At 47.1% G+C, this 21240-nt stretch carries 17 protein-coding genes, 1 tRNA gene and 1 pseudogene; 8 read left to right on the top strand and 11 right to left on the bottom strand.

Features of this window, described 5'->3' with window-relative positions:
• Positions 1–43: 43 nt before the first annotated feature.
• Complete coding sequence (mnmA, locus tag PSE7367_RS09000; RefSeq protein ID WP_015165052.1) at positions 44–1111, bottom strand: tRNA 2-thiouridine(34) synthase MnmA; 1068 nt, start codon at positions 1109–1111, stop codon at positions 44–46.
• A gap of 308 nt (positions 1112–1419) precedes the next feature.
• Here mnmA and PSE7367_RS08995 point away from each other — a divergent pair, with 308 nt between their 5' ends.
• The 4 genes from PSE7367_RS08995 (at position 1420) to argB (ending at position 5712) form a co-directional block, all read left to right on the top strand.
• Positions 1420–2136, top strand: coding sequence for a C40 family peptidase (locus PSE7367_RS08995; RefSeq protein WP_015165051.1), 717 nt, complete (start codon positions 1420–1422; stop codon positions 2134–2136).
• A 58-nt stretch (positions 2137–2194) separates the two neighbouring features.
• Complete coding sequence (locus tag PSE7367_RS08990; RefSeq protein ID WP_015165050.1) at positions 2195–3907, top strand: adenylate/guanylate cyclase domain-containing protein; 1713 nt, start codon at positions 2195–2197, stop codon at positions 3905–3907.
• Between the two features lie 330 nt (positions 3908–4237).
• Positions 4238–4678: a hypothetical protein gene (locus PSE7367_RS08985; protein WP_015165049.1), complete on the top strand. Its 441-nt coding sequence runs from the start codon at positions 4238–4240 to the stop codon at positions 4676–4678.
• Between the two features lie 149 nt (positions 4679–4827).
• A complete protein-coding gene (gene argB / locus PSE7367_RS08980; RefSeq protein WP_015165048.1) occupies positions 4828–5712 on the top strand; it encodes an acetylglutamate kinase in 885 nt (294 codons plus the stop codon).
• A gap of 42 nt (positions 5713–5754) precedes the next feature.
• Here the strand turns inward: argB and PSE7367_RS08975 are convergent, their stop codons facing one another.
• Together PSE7367_RS08975 and PSE7367_RS08970 are read right to left on the bottom strand one after the other, a co-directional pair.
• On the bottom strand, positions 5755–6624 hold the full coding sequence (locus tag PSE7367_RS08975) for a carbon-nitrogen hydrolase family protein (protein ID WP_015165047.1): 870 nt from the start codon (positions 6622–6624) through the stop codon (positions 5755–5757).
• Between the two features lie 275 nt (positions 6625–6899).
• A complete protein-coding gene (locus tag PSE7367_RS08970; RefSeq protein WP_015165046.1) occupies positions 6900–8603 on the bottom strand; it encodes a low-complexity tail membrane protein in 1704 nt (567 codons plus the stop codon).
• Positions 8604–8854: 251 nt separating this feature from the next.
• On the opposite strand from PSE7367_RS08970, the gene PSE7367_RS21925 reads away from it, so the two are divergent.
• The gene (locus tag PSE7367_RS21925) at positions 8855–8995 is read left to right on the top strand and encodes a hypothetical protein (protein WP_015165045.1); all 141 of its coding nucleotides are present in this window, start codon (positions 8855–8857) and stop codon (positions 8993–8995) included.
• 456 nt (positions 8996–9451) lie between these two features.
• Here the strand turns inward: PSE7367_RS21925 and PSE7367_RS08960 are convergent, their stop codons facing one another.
• Complete coding sequence (locus PSE7367_RS08960; RefSeq protein ID WP_015165044.1) at positions 9452–10003, bottom strand: hypothetical protein; 552 nt, start codon at positions 10001–10003, stop codon at positions 9452–9454.
• Between the two features lie 454 nt (positions 10004–10457).
• Between PSE7367_RS08960 and nth the strand changes: the two are divergent.
• Positions 10458–11060 (top strand): annotated as a pseudogene (gene nth / locus PSE7367_RS08955) (endonuclease III); the annotation flags it as partial.
• A 442-nt stretch (positions 11061–11502) separates the two neighbouring features.
• Positions 11503–12459, top strand: a complete 957-nt coding sequence (gene miaA / locus PSE7367_RS08950; protein WP_015165042.1) for a tRNA (adenosine(37)-N6)-dimethylallyltransferase MiaA — start codon at positions 11503–11505, stop codon at positions 12457–12459.
• On the opposite strand, the gene PSE7367_RS08945 is transcribed toward miaA, so the two are convergent.
• From PSE7367_RS08945 to PSE7367_RS08925, 5 genes are all read right to left on the bottom strand, one after another.
• A complete protein-coding gene (locus tag PSE7367_RS08945; protein ID WP_015165041.1) occupies positions 12403–13605 on the bottom strand; it encodes a type II secretion system F family protein in 1203 nt (400 codons plus the stop codon). The genes miaA and PSE7367_RS08945 overlap by 57 nt on opposite strands.
• Positions 13606–13718: 113 nt before the next feature.
• Positions 13719–14867, bottom strand: coding sequence for a type IV pilus twitching motility protein PilT (locus PSE7367_RS08940; protein ID WP_041699378.1), 1149 nt, complete (start codon positions 14865–14867; stop codon positions 13719–13721).
• Between the two features lie 111 nt (positions 14868–14978).
• A complete protein-coding gene (locus tag PSE7367_RS08935; RefSeq protein WP_015165039.1) occupies positions 14979–17006 on the bottom strand; it encodes a GspE/PulE family protein in 2028 nt (675 codons plus the stop codon).
• Between the two features lie 931 nt (positions 17007–17937).
• Positions 17938–19005 (bottom strand): photosynthesis system II assembly factor Ycf48, encoded by a 1068-nt coding sequence (locus tag PSE7367_RS08930; protein WP_156800368.1) that lies wholly within the window; start codon positions 19003–19005, stop codon positions 17938–17940.
• A gap of 74 nt (positions 19006–19079) precedes the next feature.
• On the bottom strand, positions 19080–19433 hold the full coding sequence (locus PSE7367_RS08925; protein WP_015165037.1) for a rubredoxin: 354 nt from the start codon (positions 19431–19433) through the stop codon (positions 19080–19082).
• Positions 19434–19755: 322 nt separating this feature from the next.
• Between PSE7367_RS08925 and PSE7367_RS08915 the strand changes: the two genes are divergently transcribed.
• Positions 19756–19829, top strand: a tRNA-Met gene (locus PSE7367_RS08915).
• A gap of 216 nt (positions 19830–20045) precedes the next feature.
• On the opposite strand, the gene PSE7367_RS08910 is transcribed toward PSE7367_RS08915, so the two are convergent.
• Both PSE7367_RS08910 and PSE7367_RS08905 read right to left on the bottom strand, forming a co-directional pair.
• Entirely contained in the window at positions 20046–20378 is a 333-nt protein-coding gene (locus PSE7367_RS08910; protein WP_015165036.1) for a hypothetical protein, read from the bottom strand.
• A gap of 167 nt (positions 20379–20545) precedes the next feature.
• The gene (locus PSE7367_RS08905; RefSeq protein ID WP_015165035.1) at positions 20546–21238 is read right to left on the bottom strand and encodes a glutathione binding-like protein; all 693 of its coding nucleotides are present in this window, start codon (positions 21236–21238) and stop codon (positions 20546–20548) included.
• Between the last annotated feature and the right edge of the window lie 2 nt (positions 21239–21240).

The following is a 21240-nucleotide window of genomic DNA, read 5'->3' as shown; positions in this document are numbered from 1 at the left end:
AGTTGGTTACATATCGGCGACAACAACAGCTAGCTAACTAAAGTTAATTAGCCAATGGATTATTCTCAATCAAGCCACCACCCAGCAGTAGATCGCCATCGTACCAGACCGCTGCTTGTCCTGGTGTAATACTAAACTGCGGCTCGTCGAAGATAATCCGGGCGCGATCGCCTGCCAGGGGCATCACAGTCGCCATTGCCGGAGTGGAACGATAACGGATTTGTACTTCGGCGCGGATCGGGCTCTCGGTTGGGGCGATCGATACCCAGTTAATCAATCGCACCATGCATTCTTTGGCCTGGGCACTGCCACGATCGCCAACGATCACTTCATTTTTGCCCGCATTAATCGCCACCACATACAATGGGTGTGCCGCCGCAATGCCTAGTCCTTTCCGTTGGCCGATCGTATAGTGATGGATGCCATCGTGTTCACCCAGAACCTGACCAGTCGTATCCACGATCTTGCCCTTCTGGTTATTGATATATTTATCCAGAAAGTCGCGCATCGAGCCGTGGGATTCTACCAAACAAAGATCCTGGCTTTCCGGCTTAGTGGCAGTGGCCAGATCAAATTCCGCCGCAATCTGACGGGTTTCAGCTTTGGTCAGTTCGCCCAGGGGGAACAAACAATGTCCCAGTTCAGTTTGGGGCACTTCATAGAGAAAATAGGATTGATCCTTGTTGCGATCGACCGCCCGCCGCAGTTGAACGCGCCCAGTTTGGGGATTTTGGCTAATTCTGGCATAGTGCCCCGTAGCGATCTTGTCAATGCCAAGGCGATCGTGGGCATAGGTAAGCATTGGCCCAAATTTGACCGCCCTATTGCAGCGCGAACATGGCAATGGCGTGATCCCAGCCTGGTAGCCAGTCACCAGATAATCAACAATATTCTGGGTAAAGTTATCGCGGATATCGACAATTTCATGGGGAACGCCCAATTGCTCGCAAATCTTGGCCGCATCCACCATTCCTTCGGAGCAACATTGTCCCTTACCTTTCATTAGCCACAGGGTGAGGCCAGTTACGGCATAGCCTTGATCATGTAAGATCGCCGCCGTCACTGAACTATCAACCCCACCGGATAAACCTACTACTACTTTTTCTGCCATGTTTCTATGTCGCTTTTCTAGCGCTTTAAGGTAGCTTTAGCTCTATGTATGTCTTACCCAAATTCCAATTACCTAGCTTAACTGATGTAAGCCGATATAATTAAGTCGCATTAGCCATGCCTGGGTTGACAGCTAATCGATCGATGACCAATTGGCTAATGTTAAATAGATTTTAAATAAACTTAGGTAGGAATGCGGGAGCGCAAACACAAGATCTAGGCAAATCTAGCCGAATCTGGCCGATCGGAGCCGTAATCCAGATTCATCTATCCATTAGTTAGCAAGTTAGCAATTAAATTTTATCGCTAATGCTCAATTACGATCGCCTCTACCATAGTAACCAAAATATTAATCTATATAGCAGCCCTGATTTGCAGGAATTGGTTACCCAAGTAGCTGGGGGGCTTTGCTTACAAGTTTTAAGTGATTTACCTGATCCCTTGGCAGATATCCAAAAACCAATCCAGGTGCAATTATTGGCCGATGCCTATGTTGGTTATCTTAATCCGATCGATCGGCACAAATTAATCGCAATCGCGTCTGAGGATCTTGATGCCTATCGGCCACTAGCATTAACCAGATCCGAGATTGAGTCACGCATTGACCAGGCGATCGCCTTTGCAAAAGTAGCAATGGCATGTCCAAATGAATATCTTTGGGGTGGCACGGTTGCCCCAAATTATGATTGTTCTGGACTAGTGCAGGCTGCCTTTGGCTCAGTGGGGGTGCAACTACCCCGTGATTCTTATCAGCAGGAAGCTTTCCTAGAACCGATCGAGATCGCTAAACTAGAGCCAGGAGATTTGATCTTTTTTGGCAGCACCACTAAAACTAACCATGTGGCGATCTATCTAGGTGCAGGGCAATATATCCATAGTTCCGGCAAAGATAGTGGCCGCAACGGTATTGCGATCGATTGCCTGGCCGGTGGCGATCCGATCGCCAGCAAGTATGCCGCTCAAATTCGTGGCGCTGGTCGGATTAACCATTGCTATCAGGGTGTTTGGCAAGCAGCAGCGTTTTAGAATCTTTGAGAGTAAGGCACAAAGGCGCAACAATTGATTGACAAGACTGGAGGGGAGTATGCCATATCTAATTCAAGATCCCGACTCATCCGATGAACGAGTATATAACCTGCATAGTGGCTCAAATAGCCTGGGACGAGGCTATGACAACAGCATTGTCGTGCTAGACAATCACAAGAGCCTTTCGCGTCACCATGCTGAAATTATAGTTACTGGCGATCATGCCACCCTGACCGATCTGAACAGTCGCAATCACACCTTTGTCAACAATCGACGCATCGATCGAGCCGAATTAAAAGATGGTGACCTGGTCAGGTGTGGTGATGTGGTGTTTAAATTTTTGCAAGACCGCGAATTTCCCACCTCCCCTACGGCCAAACCCACGGTGCCGCCAGCGAATGAGAAAGCGCCAACGCCTACGCCAACGCCAATGATTGCTAAGTTGTCCGGCGAGCATGATGATGACGATGACGAGGAAATTGAATCACCAGCCGGACTATCGATCGTGCGGCAAATATCGCCTCAGCAAAGTCGCGTCGAGATGCAAGACTTGCTCAACCCCGCAGCCAATCCCACCACCCAGGGCTCAATTTTAATGCTGCGGCAGCAAGACAGCAATCAGCGTGCCGTAGATAAGCTGCAAATTTTATTGGAAGTGAGTAAGTTATTGTCGGAGCCAGATGAGCTAGAACCATTGCTAGATAAGATTCTGGTGCTGCTATTTAACATTATGAATGTGGATCGGGCGGCGATCCTACTGGTCGATCGAGCCACCGATAAGCTGGAGCAAAAGGCAGTCAAAACCCGCACCGGTACTGCTACGGCGGCAAGATTCTATAGCAAGCGGATTACTAATTATGTGCGGCGGCATGGCGATGGCGTGTTAATTGCCAATGCTTCGATCGATGAGCGGTTTAATCTCTCCGAATCGATTGTGCAACAGGCGATCCACAGTGCCATGTGTGTGCCGATGAACCCACGCGATGAAGTGATTGGCGTGATGTATGTGGATAATTTATCTCGTTGTGATGTCTATTCAGAAGAGGATTTAGATTTCCTAGTGGGGTTGGCCAACCAGGCAGCGATCGCGATTAGCAATTACCAGCTCTATCAGGATATGCAAACCGAAGCGATTATGCGCGACAAGCTAGAGCGCTTTTTTCCCAGAGCGGTTAGCCAGAAGCTACGCGAAGAAGGCAACCTGGAAATTGTTGACACTGAGGTGACCGCCCTGTTTTGTGACATTAGCAGCTTTACGGAAATGTCCTCAAAGATGGAACCGCGCCAGGTGATTGAAATGCTGAATGAGTATTTTAATTTAATGGTGGAAGATATTGTGTTTAAGTACGAGGGCACTTTAGAGAAATATATTGGTGATGCGTTGTTGGCGGTTTGGGGTGCGCCCTATAGTGAAACGGATGATGCCGATCGAGCGATCCATGCGGCGATCGATATGCAAAAAGCAGTGGGCATCCTCAATCAACAATGGGCAAGTCGGCGTAATTTAGAAATTAAAATTCACATTGGCCTCAATTCAGGCATGGTGGCAGCCGGTAACATTGGCTCAGATAAGTTAATTCAATATGCCACGATCGGCGATACGACCAATGTGACCAGTCGCATTTGCGGCGTGGCTCAGGCCGATGAAATTGTGATTGCCCAGTCCACCCTGGAACGAATTAGCGATCGGAGCTTAAAATTTGAAAAGATGGATCTGGTTAGGGTGAAAGGTAAGGCAGAACCGCTACAGTTATATAAAGTGCTGTGGTAAGAATTGAAGACAGCGATCTAGAAGCTTCTACATATCTGCAGCTAAGAATATAATCATCAGAAGTATCAGCTAAGTATGTAAGTAGCTAATTAAGCATAATAAATAGCTAATAAGTATATAAATAGCTAAATTCAAACCATATGCTGGCTCAACTTAGAATCCAAATTTAGAGCGATCGCACCAATTTAAATCTATGGCCTGATCTAATTCGTACCTGATTCGTGTCTAATTCTGGGCAGTTCTGCAGCTAGATTGTTAGTTAATTAACCATTACCATTAATCACAGAAATATAGGAAATCGGTAAACACGCTGTGTCGCATACCTTTTTAATGGAAACAGGCAGATGGACGCTGGAGGGCTTTTGGCTTGATGGCGATCGGATGCCGATTCCGGTCACAGGCAGAACCCTGGTGGGCTGGTCAAAGGATGACTGGTTTACGATGGTCACGAAGCTTACTTTCCCCAACAGTGCCAAAGAAGATATCACAATGGCCTATAAAGGCCGAATTGATGTGGATGAGCGTCGCTTTACCTTTGTGTTGCAGCATAGTGCCCTGGGTGAGAAAAGGATTGAAGGCGAGGGCTGGGTTGGCCCAGAATCGATCGTGCAGCGCTATTGGGTGATGGATGACAATATGATGCGCAGTGGTTTTCAATCTACTTACAAAAAAGACGATCAGCACTATCATCTTTCCAGTTGCATTGTTTCGGGTTCCTATCTCTCTAGCACAATGGAGGCGCTGCTCACCCGCTATGCTGGCTCTGCCTGAGACTAAGACCTGAAACCAAACCAAAAAGTTAGCTATGTAGCCATCGATCGCCACAAAGCCAGCTAAAATTACATACAGGTCTTGCCCAAGCTGGTTTTAACTGACAAAGTTTTAACTACAGTCTTGGGTTAATTAGTGAGAATTTTTAGATGCTTAGTAACAGCGATCGCGTCCAGGTTTTAAGTGAAGCTCTGCCCTATATGCAAAAGTTTGCGGGGCGCACCATTGTGGTTAAATATGGCGGCGCGGCGATGAAGGAAGCCAGCCTGCGCGAGCAAGTGATGCGCGATGTGGTGTTCATGTCGATCGTGGGCTTGCGGCCAGTGCTGGTGCATGGCGGTGGCCCGGAAATTAATACCTGGTTGGGCAAGCTGAATATTGAGCCACAGTTCATTAATGGCTTGCGGGTGACCGACGAAGCCACTATGGATGTGGTGGAAATGGTGCTGGTGGGTCGAGTCAACAAGCAGATCGTAAATATGATCAATATGGCTGGCGGCTCGGCGGTGGGGCTCTGTGGTAAAGATGGAAATTTAATTTGTGCGCGGACCCAAGGGCGCGAGGAAATAGGGTTTGTAGGTGAAGTATCTGGGATCGATATCAAATTAGTCGATACGCTGATTAAGGCTGGCCATATTCCGGTTATTTCCAGTGTGGCCGCCGATGATAAGGGGCAATCCTATAACATTAATGCCGACACCGTGGCTGGAGAGATCGCCGCTGCCCTGGGAGCCGAAAAGCTGATTTTGCTAACCGACATTCCTGGCATCCTGCAAGATTACAAAGATCCTGGCACCCTGATTCGCAGCCTCAGCATTCAGCAGGCCAGAGGCTTGATCGAAGAGGGCATTGTGGCCGGGGGCATGATCCCAAAGGTGCAATGCTGCGTGCGATCGCTAGCCCAGGGTGTTGGCGGCGCGCATATTATTGATGGACGGGTGTCCCATTCTTTGCTATTGGAAATTTTCACCAACAGTGGCGTTGGCACTATGCTGGTTGCATCCGAGAGTAATGTTTCAAGCTGCTACATTTAGGGCGATCGCCAGATGGGCAGTCGATCACTTTGCAAATATTTGCTATACCTGAGCCAGCTTTAGGGTGCCGTGCTTGAGTGAAGGCATTTGCTTGCGGATTTGATCGATTTGCATGGGATTGATTTCCGCGATCGCCACTCCCGGTTTATCCCCCGCATCCGCCAACACTGTGCCCCAGGGATCAACGATCATGGCATGGCCGTGGGATTGCCGCAACGCATTGTGATAGCCCACCTGAGCCGGAGCGATCACATAACTGGTATTTTCGATCGCCCTGGCCTGGAGCAGCACTTTCCAATGAAACTTACCGGTATAGGCAGTAAATGCAGCGGGCACTAATAAAACATTGGCACCATTCAAAGCCAAATGGCGGTATAGCTCTGGGAAGCGAATATCATAACAAACCGAAAGCCCCAACCCACCAAGATCGGTCGATCGATATACGATTGGTGGTTGATCGCCTGCTAGCACTGTTTCCGACTCCCGATATGTATTGCCATCGGGTAGATCCACATCAAACAAATGCATTTTCTGGTAGCGAGCCAGTTCTTGTCCTTCGGCACCAATCAGAACGGCGGTGTTATAGACCTTGGTGGGGCGATCGCCATTACTTGCATTACTCACCCCATTGCCATTACTTTCACTGACCGGCACCGGGAAGCCACCGCCCAAGAGCGTGATGCCATAGCGCTTAGAAGTATCAACCAAAAACTTATAGCTAGCATCAGAGATAGTTTGTGCCTGGGTGGTTTTGGCATCCTCATCGCCCAAGAATGAGAAGTTTTCCGGTAAGCACACTAGCTCCGCACCCCGATTGACCGCCATTTGCACCAGGTCTTCCGCCTGGGCTAAATTTCGATTCAAGTCCGGCACACTTGTCATCTGGATTGCAGCAGCTAAATATGGTTTCATGGGCACTTTCTGGGTCTTTGGCTTAAGTTATTAGGTTAATTTGCAATAGTTGCTAATATTTTTAAAATCGTGCCAATTGGGACATGGCTGATTTTATCTCTAAGCTAGATATTACACTGGCTGCAGCCCCTTAGTTGTTACGAAAAGTTATCAAACAAAAATAGGCTTGTGCTATGGCGCAAGTGCCTTCCTGGGCAATCAGCGATCGTGGTGGTGATTAAGAGCGAAAAAGCCAAGCCACAGAGCAGCGCTCCAGCTTTAGCAATAATTGACCATTATTCCTGGGGTGGCTGAGGACGCTTTAGCACCATATCCGGTGAGATTGACTCTGAATCAGGATCAGGTTCAGGTTCAGACTGCTGATCATTATCTACTTGATCAACCGTTTCGGATTGATTAGCTGCCGACTCTTCTGGAGATTCTGGAGATTCTGAAGTTGCCCACAATTGTTCTGCTGTTTCTGGCTCCGCTGCTTCTGCATCACTAATGCCAGCATCATTAGCATCATTGGTTTCAGGAGTAATCGTCTCGTCTATTTCGTTTGTCTCGTTTGTAGGCGCGATCGGCTCAACTGCTTCTGGTTCAGCAATTTCTGGCTCGGTTGCTGGATCAGATTCAATCGGCGGATCAACCATTACCGGGACTGGTGGCAGATCCTGAGGATCGGTGTCCTCGGCTATTTCTGCCTCTACCTCACTGGTAGTGACATCATCCACCCAATTATCGGCATCATCTGAACCGTCCAGATCGCTTGATTCTGGCTCACCTGGCGGCTCGATCGCTGGGCTATCTTCCACCTCGGCATCTAAATCCGAATCGATATCTGAATCGATATCTGAATCGATCGGTGCATTGGGTGGTTCTGCCGCAGAACTCACTCCACTAGATTCACTAGCATCATTAGATTCATTAAGCAAATCATCCAATTCATCCCACTCAGCCTCAGCCTCTTCGGACTTGGCTTCTGTTTCTGGGGATGTGCTGGCACTAGCTGCTGCTGGTTCTTCTATCTCTGGCGTAACCTCAGGCTCAGCCGCTTGACTCACTGCAGTAGATTCAGATGTACTATCTGGTTGATTTTCAGGTTGAGTTGACTGCACCGCACCCTGGCCAGGAATTAATGCCACCACCTTGGCAATTATTTGGGATATGGGTGAATCTTCGGCCAGCAGTTGGTCGAGCTTTTGCTTGATCGTATCGATCGGCGATCCTTTTTTCGTTACTGCCCCAATATCAGAATCAGCATCAACATCAGCATCAGGTGCAACGGATTGATTAGGCGTTGGCGATCCAGCTTGTTCATCCCCATAGGGCGGCTCCAGCAACTCGACCGTGGTATTCTCAATTTCCCGCTCACCAGGCAAAGCAATCAACGCCGATTCAAATAATTTAGGCGATCGCTGCCCCACCACCAAAAAACTCTTCGCCACATCCGCCGGATCAAATGGCTGCACTGCCATAAACTCACTGGCAGGCATAATCAAAATCCGCGCCGCCGCGATCCCCGCCTGCAACAGAAACACACTAACCGCAAAGAACACCAGTGCCCACAGCACCCCCACCAGTCGCAACGCCGCTGGCAGGAAAGTCATGGATGCAGCAAGGGGGGCAGCGATGTAGATTTGCCGAAAGACTACATACAAAAACACACCCACCACGATCGCTACCCAACTAGTAGCATAGCTTTTGAGCAGCGCTAATACCCGCAGTTGATTGTCTTCTAGCTTGTCGGCAGGGCGATACTTGATCCAGAGGCTGTAGGGAAACATCGGTTGGCTACTTTGCAACCACACCGACAGGGCGATCGGCGGCAAACCCAGCAAGGTAATTTCCAGCCAGGCCGGAAATACCGGATCGCCAACCGCCAACCCCAACATGCTGAGCACGAGGGTGAGGGGCACGGCAGCGATCGCAGCCACATGAAACCATAGGAATGGATCGCGGCGCTGATGGGTGAGGCTGAAGTTTGGTGGCAACATAATTCGGTGATTATCCTCAGGCTATATTACGGGCTTAACCAAAATATAATTATCAAAATCAAAACTAGTTTGGTTAAATTGGCTAAAGCAGCGATCGCTAGTTATAACTGGCTTGATTTTGGTGGCAAGAACCTAGCTGAATATATCAACTTCAATCAACTTTTAGGGCTTGAGCTGATGTGAAATCTAGCGCGACTAGATTTGCGATCGGGGCTTTGGGGAAGCTATAAACTAAATTACCTAATAAACTAATGCCCAAATTACCAGGTTTAATTTTATCTGCCTATTTATATGTTGATTTATATGTTGATTTATATACCAGAGTTGGCGAATTTTGCTTAACTGATCGCTATTTATATGCAGTGCTAATTAGCGATCGAGTTTTAAATTAGCTTAGTTTATGTATTTAGATCTAACTTGCTTGACTCAATAACTGAATTAAGCCGATCGACTTTTTTGATCAACTATTCTGATCAATATTAGATTAGAGCCTAGTGATCTTGAGGCTTTGGGCAAGAATCATTGCGGCTATTTTGCGCTAACGTTATTCCTACACAAGTCAAGGATGGAAACAAGAACATCACGATCGCAATCGTTACTTGAGCATTTGGACCAGCAGTCTGGTTACTTCGCAGCTTGATTACCTGAATGCTAAAAGCAAAATCAGATCAAATTCTCAGATCTTCAAGATCACCCATACCAACCAAACAAGCAGGAAATAGTTACAAACATTCTTATGCTTTTACTTCGGCAGAGCATTCTACTTCGGCAGATTATTTGACCAGAGATGAGCCATGTTGAAATTCTATTGCTGGCCTGTTAGTCTCCCTTAATCAACATACTCAGACTTAATCGACATACTCAGGATTAGCACCGATCGTATATTTACCCAAAATCTCACGACTCCGTCGGGTAATATCTTCAGGCCCTTCGATCAACAAAATATATTCACCCCGCCGCAATCGCTTCCGGCAAATAATCGAAGTATTGCTCTTGAACAGCAATCCATATAGCGTCCCCAATAGCACCCCCAAGCCGCCGCCCAACAGGCCAAAGACGATCGCCATCGCCACAACAATAAACTGGGGTGAGTATTTAGCTACATAACTCATACTCAGAAACTTCATCTGTTCACTATACAGAACAAAAATAAGCGCGCCGATCGCCATCCCCGCCACTCCCAGAAACAGGCTCATGTATCTTGCATAGTGCCATGCCATCCGCTTTGGCTCAAGCAAGCCAACACTTTCTGGACTGCTATAGCCTTCTCCCACCAGGGCTAGATTTTGAGGTGGGATGCCGTGGGATCGCATTAAATACATGTAAGCTTGAAAAGCCGACGATTCATCGGGTAGAAAAGCAATGATCAGGTGGGAGTTTTTAGGTCGCGTTAAGGTCACGGTTACGCCTACGCTTACTTGGGTTCAAGAGGACAAATAAAACGGATTAATACTGGTCAATACAGATTGATCAAGATGAAAGCAGAAAATTAGGCTACTCAGTACATATTCAAGGGCATAGAGACTCTTGGCTGCTAATTAAATTTTAATAGTTTTAACTAACTGAGAACTAATGAGTGTGGCTAACTACACTTCATTATCGCCCAGGATTAAGTATTCCAAATTAAGCAGTAAAGTAATACACCACTCAATGAAATTCTACAAAATTTGGGAGCCATACGGGGCAAGGTGACAGATTAGTTTAAGGAAATAGTTAAGCTGTTAATAATTTGTATTGATGCTGTTTATTTAGGAGTAAATGAGGTTCGTGGCCGATCGCCCCAATAATCAAACTGCCCCCCGCAAAAAAGCCAACAAAAAAGCCAGTGGAAAAACCAGCAAAAAAGCCAGAACGCTGGAGATTTTAAGCAGGCTCAAGGATTTATATCCCGATGCTACTTGCAGTCTGGATTATGAAACCCCGGTGCAATTACTGGTGGCAGTAATATTGTCAGCGCAATGTACCGATCGCCGTGTAAATATGGTTACACCTGGGTTATTTGCTCGCTTCCCCGATGCGGAAGCACTGGCGGCGGCCGATCTAGACGAGCTAATGGAATTGGTGCGATCGACTGGTTTTTATCGCAACAAGGCCAAAAATATTCGCGCCACTGGTGAAATGCTGATGAGTCAGTTTGGTGGGCAGGTGCCCCAAACGATGGCCGAACTAACCCAATTGCCAGGGGTAGCCCGCAAAACCGCTAACGTGGTGCTAGCCCATGCATTTAATATCAATGCGGGGGTAACGGTGGATACCCATGTAAAGCGCCTAACCAAGCGCTTGGGGCTTACCAAACATGATGATCCGCTCAAGGTGGAGCAGGACTTAATCAAGCTTTTACCGCAACCGGATTGGGAAAACTGGTCGATCCGCTTGATCTATCATGGCCGTGAGGTTTGTGATGCGCGTAAACCCGATTGCGATCGTTGCTCATTGGCAGATATCTGCCCTTCAGCAGGAATGATTGTGTCTAGTCGGGCTGGACAGACTAAAGCTAAGCAGGTCAGCCAGAAGCAGAAGGATAGTAAGACTGCTGCTAAAAAGACTAAAACTACTCAAACATCTAAAGCTACTAAAACAACTGGGGTGAGTAAGAAAAATCAGGCACAGCGATCGCCTAAAAGAGTAAAAAAATCTAGCTCTAAAGCAACCTCATAATGCTCTTTCAATAAAGACAATGATATTGGGCAAGATCGGTGAACCATTTAATAATTAGCCTGGACGATTACTATTCTTGAAAAAGAGGTCTCTTACTCCTGCATGCTCATTTATGCTCTAAAGCTAATTCATGAGTGGTATGGAGATAAGGATTTTTAGCAACATTCTTGAGTCAGTCTCACTCCTATGGCCAGATATGATTACAAATGCAGCAATATCATCTAATTTAAACCGCTAGATCATGTCTTTTCCCCAACCACCTGGCTTAATTGTGGTGCTAGGAGCCACTGCCACCGGCAAAACCAGCATTGCGATCAAGCTAGCGCAGGAGTTCAACTTACCGATCATCAGCGCTGACTCCCGTCAGGTCTATCGACATTTTGACATTGGCACTGCCAAACCAAGCCAGACCGAGCAGGCTGCGATCCCACATTTTTTGATTGACATTGCAGAGCCAGACCAGACCCTAACCCTGGCCGAATATCAACAGCAAGCCCAGGCGTTGATTGCCAATTTTCATGATCAGGGCATTACGCCAATTTTGGTGGGTGGCAGTGGTTTATATCTTAAATCGGTGATCGCAGGAATGCATATCCCCAGGGTTGCACCGCAAGAAGAGTTAAGGGCACAGTTGATCGCACTGGATCAGACCTATTGCTATCGCCTCCTCGAACAGCTTGATCCCATTAGCGCGGCCAAGATTAATATTCACGATCGGATCCGCACGATTAGAGCGCTGGAGATCTTTTATGTTACTGGCAAGCCTCGATCGCAATTGGAATATAACGATCCGCCTGCTTACCCGATCTGCCAGATTGGCATGAAAGCAGCCACGATCGAGCAACATCGCCAATGGATTAGTAATCGGGTCGAATGGATGCTGAACCAGGGCTGGTTAGATGAGATCCAACAAATCCAGGCCAGATATGGCGATGATTTACCATTACTAAAAACCTTGGGTTATGCCGAAATGAGCAGCTACCTAGCCGATCGCCTGGATTTAGCAACGGCTAAGCAGCAAACTATTATTCATACCTGTCAATTTGCCAAACGGCAGCGTACCTGGTTTCGGGGCACTAACAACAGCTTTGGCAAAATCCATTGGCTGGATAGTGACTCAGGTGATCTGGCGATCGCCAATCTAGCTGATTTGATCCATAACCGAGAAAATTGGCAGATACATACCGACAATAATTGAACCGACCATGCCCCCCAGCACCAGGATCATAATTGGTTCCATTAAGCTAGTTAGCGCTTTGACCGCCTCTTCTACTTCGTTTTCGTAGAAGTCAGCAATTTTCATCAGCATTTTGTCCAGCTCACCGGTTTCCTCACCAATCATCAGCATTTGCACAGCCATTGGTGGGAACACATCTTCTTTTTCGATCGCGGTAGAAATCAACCCACCTTCGCGCACCGCCTGACGTGCTTTTTCCAGGGCATTGGTAATTACCTGGTTACCGGAGGTTTCACCACAAATATCAAGGGAGCTTAAAATCGGCACGCCAGCCCTAGAGAGGGAACCAAAGGTGCGCGAGAAGCGGGCAACGGCAGTTTTGACCACCAGATCGCCAAAGAGTGGCAACTTGAGGAAAATGCCATCCATATATAGCTTGCCCGATGGGGTTTTATACCACCAGCCATAGACGAAGGAGAAAATGGTTAAGCCGATCGGTACGATCAATACCTGCGGACTACGCAAGAAGTCACTAATATTTACCAGCATCTGGGTAAAGGCTGGCAATTCACCACCAAGCTGCTCAAATACGCCCGAAAATACCGGAATAATAAAAATACACATGGCCAGGAAGATCCCTGTGGCGATCACAGTCACTACGACCGGATAGGTCATGGCGGACTTGATTTTATTATTCAAGCGGGCGCGATCTTCTAGCAATTTGGCCAGTCGATTTAAAACATCGTCTAACACACCACCAGCTTCACCAGCTTGCACCATCGCGCAATAGAGCTTATCAAAAACCTTGGGGTGTTTGCGCAGGGCATCGGAGAAATTAGTACCCTGTTCAACGTCATCGAGTACCTCCACCAGTGCCTTCTTGAGAGTTGGGTTAGTGGCCTGATCGCTCAGCACGCCCAAACCCCTGACCATTGAAACACCAGCATTAACCAGCGTGGCTAGCTGCCTGGAAAAGATCGAGAGGTCTTTTACGCCTACGCCCTTTGTCCCCAGACTAAAGCCACCACCCTTGGCTTCTTTGATATCCAGGACAACAAAACCCTTTTGGCGCATTGTGTTACGGGCTTCTTTGACTGACTCCGCCGTAATTTCTTGCTGGGATTGCTTTCCCTGTGAATTTTTAACTGTGCATTTGTATTTGGGCATTTCCCTTTCTCCTGCGCTAATGTTTTTAGCCCTCACCAGCCGCCACTACCAGCCTGGCTCAGAATTAATTACATAACTACTTACTTACTACTTAATTAACTAACCACTATTAACTAACCACTGATCGATCGAGATTTAATTTCTTTCTTGATGTCATAGGAGCCTTTTTTGCGCACCACATTAGCTGGATTGGGGCCAACTAGACGGTGCAACTCCTCTGGACGCGAAGTCTTGGACACGGCCGATTCAAAGCTGATACTACCATCAAGGTATAGGTCTGCCAGCTTCGATTCGAGGGTCTGCATTGATTCTTTGCCACCGGTTTGAATAAAGCCATACATTTGAGCCGTTTTCCCTTCCCGAATCAGGTTGGAAATAGCCGGCGTGACGATCATAATCTCTTGCGCCATCACCCGCCCAAATTCACCAGGCTTGGGATTAACCCGAGGAATCAGGGTTTGACTCAAAACTGCCACCAGGGAGTTGGACAATTGCACCCGAATTTGTCCCTGTTGTGCAGGTGGGAACACATCCACCATCCGATCGACGGTTTGAGCCGCCGAACTGGTGTGAAGGGTGCCAAATACCAGGTGACCTGTTTCCGCTGCCGTTACCGCGAGTTGAATGGTCTCTAGATCGCGCATTTCACCAACCAGAATCACATCTGGATCTTCGCGCAATGCACTTTTGAGCGCATAGGCAAAACTCTTGGTGTCTTCCCCTACCTGGCGCTGGTGAATCACGCTCTTAACCGATTCATACACAAACTCGATCGGGTCTTCAACGGTGAGAATATGCTCAGCTCTGGTTTTGTTAATGGTTTGAATCATTGCCGCCAGGGTGGTGCTCTTGCCCGATCCAGTGGGCCCAGTCACCAGTACCATGCCCCTCGGCTTTTCTGATAAATCCCTGACGATCGGCGGTAGTTTGAGATCATCCATGTCAGGAATTTTGGCACTCAGCACCCGCAAACAAGCCGCTACGGTACCGCGATCCTTATAGACATTAACCCTAAACCGGGCTAGACCCTTAACCCCATAGGAGCAATCTAGCTCCCAGTTTTGCTCAAAGGTTTTACGCTGATTGTTGTTGAGCATGGCAAAGACCAATCGCTGCGTCTCTTCTGGGGTAAGAGGATCACGATCGGTGGCAGTTAGATGGCCACTGATCCGAATATAGGGCGGTAGGCCAGCGGAAATATGAATATCCGAGCCCTTGCGCTCGACTACCTCTTCCATCAAATCTTCAATGATGTAATCCAATACCATGACTACTTTCTTTCCTCAATTGTGATCAAACTACAGAAAGCGCTCCAAACATGAATCGATCGGGCTGTTCCCGCCACCAGCAAACTTTAATGATCATCTTGTTGATCAGATAATTCTTGGCGTAGTGCAATAGGGACATTCAATCATTTCTGGTTTCAAAATTGCATGGCAGTTCTGGCATTCCAGCGTATTTTGGCGCTTGGCGCGTTCCTCTGCCTCTCGCCCTTTGTCGGTGTAAACCACCCGCAACACTTCTTCCAGGGTTGTAGCACCGGTTCTGACCAATTCAAAGCTATAGGCCATCAGGGTTTTCATCCCTTCCTGGACTGCGATCTCCTTGATCATTTCGGTGGTCGCACCCTTATTAATTGCCACCTGCATGTTTTCGCTCATGCGCATAATTTCGTAGCAACCTACCCGTCCTTTATACCCAGATCCGCCGCATTTCTTACAAACAGATAGATTGGATTCCTGACGGGCGATCACTTCCTGGGGGCTAAGGCGATTGGCCTTATAGAAGGTGCTTTCTAGATCGGTGCGAGGTAAACCAAAGCGCTCAATATCCTCGATCGTGGGTTGATAGGGGATACGGCAAACATCACAAACCCGCCGCAATAGGCGTTGTGCCAATACACCAATCAGCGCCGTACTGGCCATAAATCGCTCTACGCCCATTTCTTCTAACCGCGCGATCGCACTGGGGGCATCATTGGTGTGCAGGGTAGTTAGTACCAGGTGACCCGTTAACGCTGCTTCGATCGCTGTTTTAGCAGTTTCTTGGTCACGGGTTTCCCCCACCAGAATTACATCGGGGTCCTGCCGCAAAAATGCCCGCAGGATCAAGGCAAAGTCCATGCCCTTGGCACGAATTACCTGACATTGAGTCAGTCCAGGCAGGTTATATTCAACCGGGTCTTCCGCCGTACTAATGTTAATTCCTGGCTCATTAACTTCTGCCAAAGCGGAATACAGAGTAGTGGTTTTACCGGAACCAGTCGGCCCAGTCACCAGAATCAGACCAAAGGGGCGCTGAGCCATACCCTGCATGATCTCTAGACTTTCTGGATCGGTGATTAGCTTGTCTAGCCCCAACTGAGTGTTGGAGTTGTCTAGAATCCGCAGCACCACTTTCTCGCCATGTTGGCTGGGGCAAGTGCTGACCCGGAAGTCAACCCGCCGCTTTTGGAACACGCGCTTGAGCTTGCCATCTTGGGGAACCCGGCGTTCCGCAATGTTTAGGTTGGAAATAATCTTAAAGCGAGCGATTACCGCGGCAGTGATGCTCTTGGGTAGGCGGCGATCGTCATTGAGGAAAAATACTTCCCGCAACACCCCATCACGGCGGAAGCGAATCCGCAAATTTTTCTCCTGGGGTTCAATGTGAATATCAGAAGCCCCTTCCTGGAGTGCTTTAACTAATATTTTATCGACCAGGTTAATGACTGGGGCAGAGTTCTCGCCGATCGCCTTGCTCAGGTCATCGCCTTCATCAACCTCACCGAGGGTCTCATCGGCAAAGGCATCATCATCGATCCGCAGCGCCTCATCATCAAAGCTTTCGCCCTTAACACTTTTGTTGACCTGGGCTTCAATAATTTGCTCTAGCAGATCGTTGAAATCTTCGCGGGTGATTACCCGGCGTTGCAAGGTCAATTCTTGCTTGCTCAATAGCATACTCAGGTCATCGATCGCCTTGAAGTTATCAGGGCTGACCATCCCCACCAACAGGGTATTGTCTTTTTTGACCAGTGGCAAAACCTCATGGTTTCGACAGGTGGACATGGGCACCACATCGGTTTCGATCAACCCAGAAATATTACTGATGTTAAATTTTTCAACATCAATATCAGGGTCAAGACATTCAAAGCCATAGAGCAACTTCAGTTCTAGCAAACGGAGCCGCTTGTAATAGCGGGCAATATCAGGTGGTAGGGCTTGGTTTAGTACCTCTTGAAGCGCTGCTAGCAAAGAAATCTCATCTTCTTCACTCTTTTCAAGGGCGCGATCGTACTGCTCTGAAGTAGCATGTCCAGACTCAATAAGTTTAGTTTCAAATGGAGTCCGCCCCCCTCTAATTAATAGAGCTTTACGGTTCTTGGTGCTACCTTGTTTCTGCTGACCTGAAGTATTCATGGGCTTACCGAGAGTCTCTTAAAAGGATGTGACTGGAGCAACTATTTATTGCCGATGATCAATCATATCCTCTTAGTCATTTGTATGAGGTGAAAGATATCACAATCAAAGGCAAATCCGGCATTTTTTTCAAGCATCAAATACGATCGAATTAAATCGAATTAAATCGAAGTAAAAGGGATTAAGCCTGGTTCGATCGATCCAACTGCTCTTAAGGTATTTGTATAGGTATTTATATAGGTATTTGTGTAGGTATTTCAGTAGGTTAGATTTATCTATAATTCTATCTGTGGAATAGGTGGTTTTGCCATCCTTTAAGTGGGGATTTTATTTTGATTGGGGCAAGTTGGACTAACAATGGAATTACTATTAACTATGTTTCCCATTTTTGGCTTGTCAGCCACCTTTTGTCCGGATTACCTCAAGGCCTAGATAGTAACTGTTTTTCTACAAAGCAGGATATTTGAATGCGCTTTTGAACTTGCTTGAAAAACCATAGTTGCCGAATTTTAGTCAAAGAGCCTTTTATTAACGCCTTATTAACGCCAGTTAGATAAAATTTGATGCAGAGCGATCGCTAAGATCACCACAGGATTTTCGATGCTCTTTAGCAACACCAGTTAGGCAGTGACAAAAATCCGACGAACTCAGGTTGGCTCGAAAGTTTGAGTAGACCTGGTTGGCAGTTCTATACTTGCAATGATATTTGGCCATAGGAGCAGAACTGGTTTCAAGGCTTTTTGATAAATTCTTTGCAAAAAATCCACTTTGCAGTATTATTTACCCATAAAAACTTAGTTAAGCAATAGAAATGGGGCAACCATGCTTTGCTACATAGTCCACCCCATCGCACCGCCCACGGCGATATTTTTTTTGGTTTACGGTATTTAAACTAATAAATACCCAGCAAATATCTAGTAAATGCTTTTATTTAGGTAGCATTCTCAGGATCATAGGTCAGCAAAGTGCCAAACTGCCCCAGAATAAAGCCGCGATCGTGGTTGAAGAAAAAGACACGATAGAAATTAGCACCCACGTTGCTAAGATATTCTTCCCGGTGCCAGGTTTGACCACCATCTTCGCTGTGCAGCAACCTTGAGCTACCTCCAGAAACCCAGACATTATTAGCATCTTGAAAACTCATATCCAACATGCCATAGCCGCTGGCCGCTTTCGGGTTTTGAGGTTCTTCCCAGTTTTCGGTGTTACTTGATTCACTAAACTGCAATACCCCGCCACGATTAAGCATCCAAATGCGACCATCTGGGGTATAGCCCATATTTTGGACTCGCCGAGAGTTGTTCCGGTTGTGAGGAGTCCAGGCGCGATCGCCAGGTGCCCAGGTGGAATAGAAGTTACCCTTAGCAGAAACCGCAATGTAGCGACCATCATCGCTGCGGAACAGGTTACGGGTCGTGCCAACCGCCTCACGCACCAGGGCTTGCCAGGTTCTTGCGCCATCCTCGCTGCGATAGATCGCGCCAATATCAGTAGCCATTTCCAGAGTCTTGGGGCCAAGGGCAGTTACCATTGCTGGATCGCCAGGGAGCCTGGAGCTAAGGCCAATTCGCTGCCAGGATTTACCACCGTCTTCGGTATGTAGCAGCAATGAGGGTCTGCCGACAATCCAGCCCTCATCACCATTAAAACTAACCGACACAAACCGATAGTTGATTTTGCCCAGGTCTAGTTTTTTAGGTTGCCAGGTTTCCCCTCCATCGGTGGTTTCTAGCAATGTGCTGTTAGTCCCGACTAGCCAACCATGCTGCACTTTTTGATTGTCAGTAAAATCAAGATCTAGAAGGGTTACATCGGTTGGTAGTTCTACTTGATGCCAATATTCAAGGTCTTGTTGATTTTGTTGATCGCGTTGATCCTGGGCGATCGCCATTTGGGGATGGCTGACGATCGCAGTAGTGCAGGTAATCATCACAAATAGAGTTGCAATGGCGGCCTGACAGCATCTTTGCCACAGGCGATCGATTTTCAAATAATTCATAAAACTAAATACTAAAAGAACGATGCGATCTAAAACTTTGGATTTTAAGCTAATTGCCATGCAAGTAGGCAAATTTAGTTCAGGACATAGCCACTTAGAAAGAGAAGAAAGCCAAGTAACAAGGCTCCGAAAATCAACAGGTTCTTTTGGCTTGGGGTGAGGGTATTAACACCAAAGCCATAACCCAGATTTTCCGAGAAGCCAGAGGGTTTGCCGGTTACGCCAATATCAAAAAACTGTTTTTTGCTGGCATTACAAACTGGACAACGCCAATTGGGCGCAAGCTGGGCGAAGGGTGTACCACCTGGCACTCCTTTTCTGGGTTCGCCCTTTTCTGGTTCATAGACGTATCCGCAAGATTTACATTCAAATCGATGGGTGGCAGGGTCTGCCATCGCCTTTTCAATTTCAGTTTTTGCTTCTTCCATGGTGCTTGGGACACAAATTGGTTAGGGTCTGTGCTGATGAGCTAATTTTATGTTTGGATGTGCTCAGTAAAATTATTACATTTTATTGCGACATGATTAGCCCAATTAGCGATTGGTTCATTTTAACTATCTTGATACTGATCTTAGTGCTTGGCCAAGCTACCACTAAAGGCATTAATCTTGATTCGGCATTGGCGATCGATCGACCGCCGCCGAAAATCAGGCCAGGATATGCACTTTTAGAATTGATCGAATCGCATAAATTTCCAGTAAATAAATGTTTGACAGTTTCCGGCACTATGCTGTTATACTGGGAATCCGCCGCGGGGTAGAGCAGTCTGGTAGCTCGTCGGGCTCATAACCCGAAGGTCAGTGGTTCAAATCCGCTCCCCGCCATTTATAAGAATTTAGAATAACAATTGATGGAGAACTCAGAAATTTAAAAACCTCTGAGTTATGCTTTTGTGGCTTATTTAATTTAAATAAATAGAGATGTTTAAGTAAATTTGGGCAAGGTGATTTTTGAGTTGGCGATCGCCCTAGATGTTTAGGGGAGCTATATTCAATTCATGGCTCTACTTGTTTATTTCTATTCCCACTGAACTTATTGACTTATTGCCAATAAACAAAGATCGAGCCATTCTCCATCCGAAAGACCTGCCCAGCATTACCCAGGGCATCTAGTTCCCGATAGACTCTACCACCACGACGATCGGTATACTCTCCAGGTTGATCACCCACCGGCGTAAATTCATTGCGTACGCCATCGTGCCATTGAATGCTCACAAAACCCTGGCGTTGTGAAAAAGTGCAGCTCATTGAGACTTCAACCTTATCTTCGCCCTTTTTGTAATAATCGCAGCGGGCAGGTGCAGTATCGGCCTGAGCAGGTAATGCACCCAGAACAATTGCAGTTAGGGCGATCGCTAAAGCATTTAGTTTCATTTCCACGTTTCCTCGTTGATATTATTAAACTCCAGCCGATTGAACTAATCTCAACGGACAGGAGTAATTAATAATACAAGTGATGTAATAACTTGCTACTCAGGCTTTACAATAACTTTGTCTTTAAGTCTTCTGTTCTGATTCAGGTTCACGAAAAAATTAAATTATTACTTCTGGCGATCGCCAAACAAGTTCTTGCGTGCTTGATCATCAAGCTTGGTATTACTTCGCACCCGATCGCCAATTTCATAGGCTTTGATCACCGCTGCGCGATCGCCAATGGTCTGCTGCCATTGGTAAACATGGGGAAACTCTTGCTCCGTATCAACTTCCAAACTGGCATCTGCCTTAGTCCAGGGATAGCAGGCCATATCCGCGATCGAATATTCTCCCACCAGATAAGCACGATCGTTTAAACGTTTTTCCATTACGCCAAATAAACGCCTGGTTTCCTTGAGGTAGCGCCTTTCAGCATACTCGATCGGCTCAGGTGCATAGCGGACAAAGTGGTTAGCTTGCCCCATCATTGGCCCCAGGCCACCCATTTGCCACATCAACCATTGCAGCACTTCGGTATTACCCCGAATCTCACTGGGAATGAATTTGCCAATCTTTTGCGCCAGATAGAACAGAATTGCTCCTGATTCAAAGATCGAAATCGGCTCACCGCCGTCGATCGGATCATGGTCAACGATCGCTGGAATACGATTATTGGGGGCAATTTTCAAAAACTCTGGCTTGAATTGATCGCCCTTCATGATGTTAATTGGCTTGAGATTGTACTCCAAACCGGCCTCTTCTAGGAAAATCGTGATTTTGTGACCGTTGGGAGTAGCCCAGTAATAAAGATCGATCGCCATAT

This window comes from Pseudanabaena sp. PCC 7367, from assembly GCF_000317065.1.
Lineage (GTDB): Bacteria > Cyanobacteriota > Cyanobacteriia > Pseudanabaenales > Pseudanabaenaceae > Thalassoporum > Thalassoporum mexicanum.
The sequence above is the reverse complement of the archived record's forward strand: the minus strand, read 5'-3'. Positions and strand labels throughout refer to the sequence as shown.